We start from the raw sequence: 9,374 nt of genomic DNA, 5'->3' as shown, positions 1-9,374 counted from the left end.
CACCACGCCCAAACAAAAAAGGCCCCGCTTGCGCGGAGCCCCGATCTCAGCTTCACACCAGCCTTTACTTCCCCAGCGTCGACGGCCACGTCCCATGCAGGTCGCTCCCGCGGCCGACAATCTCGAATCCATGCGCGCCGAAGAAGTCGCGCTGACCCTGGATCAGGTTGGCCGTGCCCTGCGCCTGGCGGTAGCTGTCGAAATAGCTCAACGCCGCCGAAAGGCAGATCATCGGGAATTCGCCGACGGCGGCGGCAGCCACCACCTTGCGCAGGCTCGGATGGGCGTCCTTCATGATGGCTACGAAATCGGGCACGACCAGCAGGTTGGCATTGCCGCCCTTTTCGTAGGCCGCCGACATCTGGTCGAGGAAGCGCGAGCGAATGATGCAGCCGGCCCGCCAGATCTTGGCGATGGTCGCCAGCGGCAGGTTCCAGCCGTTTTCCTCCGAGGCCTTGGCGATGACAGCGAAGCCCTGCGCATAGGAAACGATCTTGCCCGCCAGCAGCGCCTTTTCGAGATCGGCCAGCGTCACATCGGTCTTGGCACGGACCGGCTTGCCATAGATAGCCTCGGCCGCCACGCGCTCATCCTTGCGCGCCGAGATCGAGCGCGCCGCCACGGCGCCCTCGATGGCCGTCGCCGGCACGCCCATCTGCTGGGCCGCAATGGCCGACCAGACGCCGGTGCCCTTCTGGCCGGCCTTGTCGAGGATCAGCTCCACCAGCGGCTTGCCGGTCGGCTCGTCCACGGCGGCCAGCACATGGCCGGTGATTTCGATCAGGTAGGAATTGAGAGGTCCCTTGTTCCACTCCTTGAAGACTTCCGCGCAAGCGGTTGGATTCATGCCCAGACCGTCGCGCATCACGCCATAGACCTCGGCAATCATCTGCATGTCGCCATATTCGATGCCGTTATGGATGGTCTTGACGAAATGGCCGGCCCCGCCCTCGCCCAGATAGGCCACGCAGGGTTCGCCGTTGAATTTGGCGGCAATGGCCGTCAGCACCGGCTCGGCATTGTGCCACTGCGCCTTGGAACCGCCGACCATGATCGAGGGGCCATGACGGGCGCCTTCTTCACCACCCGAGACGCCGACGCCGAGATAGCCGATGCCCTTGGGCTTGAGATAGTCGAAGCGCCGCTGCGTATCGGTGAACAGCGAGTTGCCGCATTCGATGATGGCGTCACCCTGTTCCAGATGCGGCAGCAACTGCTCGATCATCTCGTCCACCGGCTTGCCGGCCTTGACCATTATGATGATGGAACGCGGGCGCTTCACCGCCGCAACGAAGTCGGCCAGCTCATATTTGGCGATGGTCTTGCCATCGAGGCCTTCCTTCTTCGCCTCGGCCACGAATTCGTCGATGCGCCCGGCCGACCGGTTATGGACCGCGATAGTATAGCCTTTTTCAGCAATATTGAGGGCGAGGTTGGAACCCATCACCGCCAGGCCGATCAGGCCGATATCCGCAGTCGACATTACAAGCAGTCCTTCCGAGGTCTTCATCAACTTATGCGCGCAGCGCATGGCATGCGGCGGACCTGACCACAAACCAGCCTCCGACGGAAGTCGTATTTACGGATTTTTTGGCCGAATCCGGCGTCATGTATGGAAGATTTCCGTTGCAAGTCCTCCGCCCTTGCACCGGCCCCGCCTGTCCTCTAACAACGGCGATATTCACCTGTGGATCGCCAGCCCCATGACCAGCATTGCCGACCAGTTCAGCCTTGCCGGCAAGCGTGCGCTGGTCACCGGCTCCAGTCGCGGCCTGGGCTATGCCATGGCCGCCGCGCTGGCCGATGCCGGCGCCGCCATCGTGCTCAATGCGCGGGACAATGTGGCGCTGGGCGCCGCTGCCCAGGATTTGGCCGCCACCGGCGCCACGGTCAACGCCGTGGCCTTCGACGTCACCAGCCGCGACAGCATCGGCGAGGCGGTGACCTATATCGAGGACGAGATCGGGCCGATTGATATCCTGGTCAACAATGCCGGCATGCAGTTCCGCTCCAGCCTCGAAGCCTTTCCGCCCGAAAAATTCGACCAGATCCTGGCGACCAACCTGACCTCGGTCTTCAATGTCAGCCAGCCCGTCTCGCGCCACATGATCGCCCGCGGCAGTGGCAAGATCATCAATATCTGCTCGCTGCTGTCGGGCATGTCCCGCCCCTCGGTCGCGCCCTATGCCGCCACCAAGGCCGCCGTCGCCAACATCACCCGCGGCATGGCCGTCGACTGGGCCCGTCACGGCCTCAACGTCAACGGCATCGCGCCGGGCTATTTCGCCACCGAGCTCAACGAAGCCCTGCTCAAGGACGATAAGTTCAACGCCTGGGTCGAAACTCGCACGCCCATGGGCCGCTGGGGCCAGCCCGAAGAGCTGGGCGGGGCCGTCGTCTTCCTCGCATCCGAAGCTGCACGCTTCGTCAATGGCCACATTCTCTATGTCGATGGCGCCTTCACCGCGACCGTCTAGGATTGCAGTTCATGCCGCTTACGCCGTCCCGCATCATCATCGCCATGGGTGTCAGTTCAGCCGGAAAATCCACGGTCGGCCAGGCCATCGCGCGCCGCCTGCATGTGCCTTTCCTCGATGGCGACGGCTACCACCCCGAAGCCAATGTCGAGAAAATGCGCGCCGGCATCGCCCTTGATGACGCCGACCGCTGGCCGTGGCTTGAACGCCTGGCCACGGCCTTGCATGAGGCCGCGGACAGGAAGGGCGCGTCGGTCGGCGCCTGTTCGTCGCTCAAGCGCGCCTATCGCACCTTCCTGACCGAAAAGGCGGGCGAACCCATCACCTTCGTCTATCTCGACGGCTCCCGCGAGGTCATCGGCGAGCGCATGGCGCGGCGGAGCCACGAATATATGCCCACCAGCCTGCTCGACAGCCAGTTCGCCACGCTCGAAATCCCCGACCCGGCGACCGAGAATGTCATTGTCGTTCCGGTCACCGACAGCATCGACAAGATCGTCCAGGCGGTGACCAAGTCGCTCACCCACCTCAAGACCTTCAAACGCTGGCAGTAGCGGCAAAGCTCGGTTCGATGGCCTCGTAGTCGGGGTCAACACCTGGTTAAAACCCGAATGTCATCTGCCCGGCGGGCGTCCCGATCGATACGCCTTCCAGCTCGAGCATCCTGAGCTTGGACTCAGCGCCGCCGGGCGCCGAAAAGCCGCCCGGTCTGCCGTCGCTGGCCAGGACGCGATGGCAGGGGATGACAAGCGGGATGGGATTGGCCCCCATGGCCGCCCCCACCGCCCGCGACAGCGTCACATCGCCCAGTTCGCGCGCCAGCGCCCCATAGGTCGTCGTTTCGCCCCAGCCGATTTTGACCAGCAGCTCGTAGGCCCGTCGGTTGAAATCCGGCACGCCGCTCAAATCCAGCGGCACTGCGGAAAAATCCACCGCCTCGCCCTCGGCATAATCCTCGATCCGGTTGACCAGCCCCTCGATCGCCCGTGTCGGTTCGCCCGCCTCGGCGCCACCCCGGTTGATCCGCTGCAGCAACGCCGTCCGGTCCAGCCCCGGCAGCTGCACGCGCGCCAGCCCGGCATCGGTCCAGCCAATACCGAATTCTCCCAGCGCCGTATCGAACACCATGGTTTCCATGCCGCGACCTTATGATCCCCAGGCCTGCTGTGCCAGAGGCAGAACCGTTGAACGGAAACACTGCTGACAGATCCTGTCGCAGCCGGCCGCCACACCGCCGTCAATACACCCGCAAGGAGCCAGCCATGGCCAGAATCGTCGGCTATATCGCCACCAGCCTCGACGGCTTCATCGCCACGCCGGACGAAAATCTCGACTGGCTCACCCAGCAGCCGGACCTCAATCTCGGCGAGCACGACTACCGCACCTTCATCACCACAATAAGCACGGTGGTCATGGGCCGCGCCACCTATGACTGGGTCGCAAAATATCCGGGCGAATGGGAATATGCGGGCAAGCGCGTCATCGTCGTCACCTCGCGCCCCATCGACAATCCCAAGGGTCCGCTCGAAACCCGCAGCGATATCGACGGCCTCGTCGCCGAGCTTCGCGCCCTCGACGACGGCAATGTCTGGATGCTCGGCGGCGGCAAGCTGCAGATGGCCTTCATGGAGCGCGGCGCCCTCGACGAGATCGAGATTTACGTCATCTCCGAAATCATCGGCAGCGGCATTCCGCTCTTCCCGTCAACGGGCCTCCGCGCCTCGCCCAGGCTGATCTCCGCACAGGGCTTCGGCGCAGCCTGCGCGCGCCTGCATTACCGCTTCGACTGACAAGCCAAAGGGCCGCCCCACCGGGACGGCCCTTCATGCAATTCAGGCGTATGGCTCAACGCTTGAGCGCGTCGCGCGCCCCATCCTTGGCTTCGCCGACTTTCTGCTGCACCTTGCCGACGGCCTTGTCCAGCTTGCCTTCGGCCTGCAGGCGCTCATTGCCGGTGAGACCGCCTGCGGCATCCTTCACAGCGCCCTTGACCTGCTTGCCGACGCCTTTGACTTCATCCTTGTGCATGAAAACCTCCTGTCATGTTGGTGTTGCGGGCACAACGAAACAGCCCCGGCGCGCGTTCCGTTAAATTGCTGTCATGTCAGAACCGCGTCCCGGCGAGCGTTGGTCAAACCGCCCGCCATCTGCTAAACGGCGCCCATGCCCGGACCCATGCCCACCCTGCTCGATTATTTCCCGCCGCTCGAGCCCTATCTCAATGTCCTCCATGTCGATGACGACATTCTGGTCGTCGACAAGCAGAGTGGCCTGCTGAGCGTGCCGGGCAAGGACCCCTCGCTCTGGGATTGCATCGAATATCGCGCCCGCCAGACCTGGCCCACCGCCGGCATGTGCCACCGGCTCGACAAGGACACGTCCGGCGTTCTGGTCCTGGCCCTCAACAAGCGCGCCCATGGCCGCATCGGCAGCCAGTTCGAACACCGCAAGACCACCAAGGCCTATATCGCCCGTGTCGCCGGTACGGTCGAGCAAGATAGCGGCCTCGTCGACCTGCCGCTGGCCACCGATTGGGAAAACAAGCCACGCCAGCGCGTCGATTACGAAAACGGCCGCCCCGCCCAGACCGAATGGACGGTGCTGGAGCGCGAGGCCAGCGCCACCCGCCTTCGCCTGCATCCCCTCACCGGCCGCACCCATCAGCTCAGGGTTCACATGAAGGCCATCGGCCATGTGATTCTGGGCGATGCCTTTTATGCCGATCCTGAAGCCTTCGCCGCCGCCGACCGCCTGCAGCTGCACGCCGCCGAACTGGGCTTCACCCACCCCACAACAGGCGAATTCATGACCTTCGTTGCGCCGACACCGTTCTAAGCATCGCCGAGGTAGCTTACCTCGATCCGCTGGAACAGGTGCCCCGGCTTCATCGTATCGAGCCATTTGCGAAAATCGGCCACGTCCCTGAACCCGGCCCGCCGCGCCTCGGCCTCGGTTACGTCGTCAGGGCTGATATCGTCGATGGCGTCGATCCTGAGCAGCCCCACCTTGGTCTTGAGCGTCCCGCCGGCCTTGACCGACGGCCGGCTCCAGCGCCGGAACACCAGGTCCACCTGGCCCGCCTTGATCTGTTCGAGCAGTTCCATCTTGAGCAGCATCAGTCCAGTACCGCCTGTGCCGTGATTTCGATCCGCAAGCCCTTGGCCAGCAACTCCTTGACCACCACCGTTGCCCGCACTGGAAACGGCTGCTGCGTGAAGAATTCGCGATAGACCGCATTCATCCCCGCCGCATCGGCGCTGTCGATGAGAAATATCTGCACCATCACCAGATTACCCAGCGTCCCGCCGGCCGCCTTCACGGCGATCTCCAGATTCTGGATGCACCGCCGCGCCTGCGCCTCGATACCACCCTCGACGATTTCGCCCGTCGCCGGATCCTCGGCAATCGCCACCAGCCAGACATGCTTGCCCGCCCGCACCGCATCGCTGATAGGCGCCGACGACGGCGCAATCCCGGTCTCGATCTTCTCGATCATCTGGCCTCCTGGTGCGGGCGGCGGGACTTGAACCCGCACGGGGCTACCCCCTCCGGATTTTAAGTTAGCCTCAGCGCGTGCTTCAACGTCTCTATGTGTCCAAAATATCCTAGCATTTTCAATATTGTAGGCTGATTCGGACGGAGACATAATGGCACACAAGAAACTGCATGGGTACGCGCTAGGGATACCCTGAGGGCTACCCGTCAATCCGTGGGGTTTTTTCGTGGCTGTCATTTCTGACCATTTCGTCTCTCGCATTTCCCTGGGCACCAAGATGGAGACGATCGTTCGTGACAGTCGTCTCACCGGCTTCGCCATCCGTGCCCGTCGCCTGGCCGATAGCTCAATCTCAAAGGTTTACTTCGTGATTGTGGAAGATCGCGCGACGGGCACCACCCGCAAGCGCCGCAAAATCACCATCGGCGATAGCAACAGGTTCACCGCCGATGAGGCCCGCGAGGTTGCCGCGCAGATGTTGCAGGCCCATGCCATGGGGGACGATCCTGCTCGAGAGCGGAAGGAGAAGAAGGAGGCTCCCACCTTCAACGATTTAGCCGATAGCTTCGTCAAGCACTACCTCCCGACGAAGAAGGCCCGCACCGCCGCGGACTACGCGGAACGAATTGAGCGCCGTCTCCGCCCTGAATTCGGCAAGGACAAGGTTGCGGCGATCGACGCCAAGGCCGTACGGGACTTCGTGAAGGCAGGCAAAGGCCGTCCGACCGATACTAACCGCGCCCTCGCTGTCCTCTCGTCCATGATGTCTTATGCCATGGAAGAAGAGATGCGCCGCGATAACCCCTGCCTTGGCGTTCGGCGCTATAAGGAAACCGCCCGTGATGCGTGGATTGACGACCTCGACATGCCCGCGTTCCTCGAGGCCCTGGAGAATGCGCCCCTGCCCTATGCCGACCTGCTGCGGTTCCTCGTCATCACAGGCTGGCGCATCAGCGAGGCCCGTGAACTCCGATGGGATGTTGTGGACCTCCGGCGCGGCGTGATCCGTCTCAGCGACACCAAAACTGGCGCACAGGATCGGCAGCTTTCCGAAGATGCCGCCACGATCATCAAGCGACGGTCGCATGTCGCCGGTTTCGTGTTCAGCAAGACCGGGCGCACCATGCTGGATGCCAAGCATATCAACGCGGTGCTGAAACAGGTCTGCCTGTCTGCCGGCATTGAAGTCATCACCGCCCACGCACTCCGTCACACTGCTGCAACGTGGTCGGCGCTGGCAGGGGCGCCGGCTTTCGAACTGCGTGACACATTCGGGTGGAGTACCTTGGCAATGGCCAACAGGTACGTCTCGAAAGCTGAGCGTCTGGCCCGTCGTGGCGTCGAGCGCACGGCGTCGGCGATCAATGTGCTTCGCCGTCCCGAAAACACTTTCAATGGGCAGAACGAAAAAAATCTTGAGAGCCAGTAACGCCAGAAAACACAATGAATACAGCATTGGGTAATGCGTAATGGATCGCTCTATGTCTCCAGCGGTCTAAACGAAATTGCAAATCTATAGATCGTCTACCAAGTCTCTACTCGCAGGGTGTAATTCCTGCCCCAGCCGGTGTTGATGAAACACCAAATCGGCCTCCCTATGGAGGCATTCGACTGTCGGAGATTTCCTCCTTTGCAGAACCGCATTGAAAGCGTTCGCCTGTTCGGCGAGCGCCTCGCGCATCACGTTGCCAATGGCCAGACCGGCCGCGCGGCGTATCTGGCCCTTGCAGCCGACCCCACCCTCCCGATCAATTTCTCCACCGAAGAAGCGGCCGCCATTGTCGGTGTGACCGGCTTTGCTATGGCTAAGCGCCGGGCCCGTGGTCAGGCACCTTCGTACATCGCTGTTTCGAGCAAGTCCGTTCATTATCCCCGGGCACTGTTCTGCGAGTGGTTGGCGTCCATCTTCGTGGACAGGAGCGCCGCTTGATGGCGCACGATCCGAATGCCGAGAGCCGGGCCCCGCGCCCGGCCGTTCGGCTGGCTATAACCGGGCTTCCTGCCGGCCAAGTACGGGCCATGCGGGAGGCTTGGGTGAAGCAGGTGCAAAGCACGCCGGGCCTCCCCGTTTACGCTTATAAGGTGGCCGCGATCGTGGCGACGTACGTCAATGTAGAGACCGGATACGCTTGGGTAACTGACGCAGAGATCGGGGAGACCCTTGGTAAGCAGAAGCCGGCTGTGAAACAGGAGTCACTGAGGAAGGAAGCGGCTCGCGGGGTAAAGGCCTTGGTATTGGCAGGTCTTCTCAACCTGGACACCGTTTTCAAAAAGGGCGCCAGCCGGGGCGTTGGCGGCAAGAATCGGCGCATCTTTCTCGCCCTGCCAGAAATGAAGGGACAGAATGACGGGACAGCGCGAAATGAAGGGACAAAGGGGGCGAATGAAGGGACAGACGTATGTCCCAATATCCTAGACTCAGTTCCCTCAGATGAAAGAAAGATAGTAGCGAGGGGCAACACGCGCGAGGCAGTGCCCCAGCCGTTCAGCGACGACTATGCGTTCATCGATGCTTTTGACCGTACCCTTGCGGGCCTTGTCCCGAGGGGCGCCGCTGGCGATGTGGCGGGGATAGTGGCGGATGCCTTCGACACGACGACGCGAAGTGAGCCCGGCTTCATGCCCTTCATGTGGGACTCAGTCTGCCGCCTGCATGACGGCGGTAAGGCGAGAGATTGGTTTATGTCTCGAGGCGAGCGGATGCTCCGGAAGGCGGCATAGGGAGGAAAGCATGGAGAAGATCGACGCCCGCCTCTGGCGGTTCATGTATTGGCTTGAGACTGATAGCCAGGATGACGCGGTGAAGGGCGCGCGCCCCGGCATCGGCAAGGTCTTCGTTGACGACGCCGTAGCTCGGGGTTGGGTCATTCGGGTGGACGATAGGAAGCTCGATATCACGCTGGCGGGCCGGTCATTCGTTCGGCGCGAAGTTGCCAACGGGCGCCCGCCGCCGGCATTGTACAGGGGGCAGTCATGAAACTCACCGCCGACCACCTTGCCGACCTCGAAGCCTACTTGGCCAAGCTCACCCCCCGCGGGGTGTGGGCGACGATCGATCGTGATGCACTCGCCGCGCATCTCGGAGTTAGAAGGCTTGAATTGGCAAGATTGCTCACTAAAGCACAAGCGAAACGGGGTATTGTGGTGGACGGCGACCGCGTCAGGTTCGTTACAAAGGCTGAATTTTCTCCGACGCGCCGAAAACCCAATATTTCGCGCCTTTTGTCCGTAGCGGCCGAATTGGTCAGGGAGATTGACGAGGAATCGAGTCCCCAATAGCCGATCACGACGCATAAGTTGTTACTTATATGACTCTTGACTTGCTCACATGAGCGCCGGATAAGTCCCCAACGCTACAGATGTGCCCGGAGCGGAATCGCCCGGCCTTAAACAGTTCGGCC

General features: G+C 62.2%; 14 protein-coding genes. 9 read left to right on the top strand and 5 right to left on the bottom strand.

Going from position 1 to position 9,374, the window contains the following annotated elements; all coding sequences use genetic code 11:
• Window positions 1-64 precede the first annotated feature (64 nt).
• On the bottom strand, window positions 65-1,483 hold the full coding sequence (gndA, locus tag ASD04_RS00220) for an NADP-dependent phosphogluconate dehydrogenase (RefSeq protein ID WP_056250874.1): 1,419 nt from the start codon (window positions 1,481-1,483) through the stop codon (window positions 65-67).
• 220 nt (window positions 1,484-1,703) lie between these two features.
• Between gndA and ASD04_RS00215 the strand changes: the two genes are divergently transcribed.
• Both ASD04_RS00215 and ASD04_RS00210 read left to right on the top strand, forming a co-directional pair.
• Entirely contained in the window at window positions 1,704-2,477 is a 774-nt protein-coding gene (locus ASD04_RS00215) for an SDR family oxidoreductase (protein ID WP_056250871.1), read from the top strand.
• 11 nt (window positions 2,478-2,488) lie between these two features.
• Window positions 2,489-3,031, top strand: a complete 543-nt coding sequence (locus tag ASD04_RS00210) for a gluconokinase (protein WP_244488208.1) — start codon at window positions 2,489-2,491, stop codon at window positions 3,029-3,031.
• Between the two features lie 46 nt (window positions 3,032-3,077).
• Here the strand turns inward: ASD04_RS00210 and ASD04_RS00205 are convergent, their stop codons facing one another.
• Entirely contained in the window at window positions 3,078-3,614 is a 537-nt protein-coding gene (locus tag ASD04_RS00205; protein WP_056250868.1) for a methylated-DNA--[protein]-cysteine S-methyltransferase, read from the bottom strand.
• Between the two features lie 125 nt (window positions 3,615-3,739).
• Here ASD04_RS00205 and ASD04_RS00200 point away from each other — a divergent pair, with 125 nt between their 5' ends.
• Window positions 3,740-4,267: a dihydrofolate reductase family protein gene (locus ASD04_RS00200; protein ID WP_056250865.1), complete on the top strand. Its 528-nt coding sequence runs from the start codon at window positions 3,740-3,742 to the stop codon at window positions 4,265-4,267.
• A gap of 55 nt (window positions 4,268-4,322) precedes the next feature.
• Here ASD04_RS00200 and ASD04_RS00195 read toward each other — a convergent pair whose 3' ends face one another.
• The gene (locus tag ASD04_RS00195; protein WP_056250862.1) at window positions 4,323-4,505 is read right to left on the bottom strand and encodes a CsbD family protein; all 183 of its coding nucleotides are present in this window, start codon (window positions 4,503-4,505) and stop codon (window positions 4,323-4,325) included.
• 135 nt (window positions 4,506-4,640) lie between these two features.
• On the opposite strand from ASD04_RS00195, the gene ASD04_RS00190 reads away from it, so the two are divergent.
• Window positions 4,641-5,312 (top strand): RluA family pseudouridine synthase, encoded by a 672-nt coding sequence (locus tag ASD04_RS00190; protein WP_156461076.1) that lies wholly within the window; start codon window positions 4,641-4,643, stop codon window positions 5,310-5,312.
• Here ASD04_RS00190 and ASD04_RS00185 read toward each other — a convergent pair.
• Window positions 5,309-5,593 carry a hypothetical protein gene (locus ASD04_RS00185; protein ID WP_056250854.1) on the bottom strand — a complete coding sequence of 95 codons (285 nt, stop codon included), beginning with the start codon at window positions 5,591-5,593 and terminating at the stop codon, window positions 5,309-5,311. The genes ASD04_RS00190 and ASD04_RS00185 overlap by 4 nt on opposite strands.
• Entirely contained in the window at window positions 5,593-5,973 is a 381-nt protein-coding gene (locus tag ASD04_RS00180; RefSeq protein WP_056250851.1) for a RidA family protein, read from the bottom strand. The genes ASD04_RS00185 and ASD04_RS00180 overlap by 1 nt, the downstream gene beginning before the upstream one ends.
• Before the next feature lie 226 nt (window positions 5,974-6,199).
• On the opposite strand from ASD04_RS00180, the gene ASD04_RS00175 reads away from it, so the two are divergent.
• The 5 genes from ASD04_RS00175 to ASD04_RS00155 all read left to right on the top strand — a co-directional run bounded on the left by ASD04_RS00175 (window position 6,200) and on the right by ASD04_RS00155 (window position 9,252).
• The gene (locus ASD04_RS00175) at window positions 6,200-7,402 is read left to right on the top strand and encodes a site-specific integrase (RefSeq protein ID WP_056250849.1); all 1,203 of its coding nucleotides are present in this window, start codon (window positions 6,200-6,202) and stop codon (window positions 7,400-7,402) included.
• 201 nt (window positions 7,403-7,603) lie between these two features.
• Window positions 7,604-7,903, top strand: coding sequence for a hypothetical protein (locus ASD04_RS00170; protein WP_056250846.1), 300 nt, complete (start codon window positions 7,604-7,606; stop codon window positions 7,901-7,903).
• Between the two features lie 104 nt (window positions 7,904-8,007).
• On the top strand, window positions 8,008-8,694 hold the full coding sequence (locus tag ASD04_RS00165) for a hypothetical protein (protein WP_156461075.1): 687 nt from the start codon (window positions 8,008-8,010) through the stop codon (window positions 8,692-8,694).
• A gap of 10 nt (window positions 8,695-8,704) precedes the next feature.
• Window positions 8,705-8,950, top strand: a complete 246-nt coding sequence (locus tag ASD04_RS00160; RefSeq protein ID WP_056250840.1) for a hypothetical protein — start codon at window positions 8,705-8,707, stop codon at window positions 8,948-8,950.
• Complete coding sequence (locus tag ASD04_RS00155; protein ID WP_056250838.1) at window positions 8,947-9,252, top strand: hypothetical protein; 306 nt, start codon at window positions 8,947-8,949, stop codon at window positions 9,250-9,252. The genes ASD04_RS00160 and ASD04_RS00155 overlap by 4 nt, the downstream gene beginning before the upstream one ends.
• The last annotated feature ends 122 nt before the right edge of the window (window positions 9,253-9,374 follow it).

Source organism: Devosia sp. Root436 (assembly GCF_001426345.1).
Lineage (GTDB): Bacteria > Pseudomonadota > Alphaproteobacteria > Rhizobiales > Devosiaceae > Devosia.
This window is presented reverse-complemented; position numbering and strand designations above follow the sequence as displayed.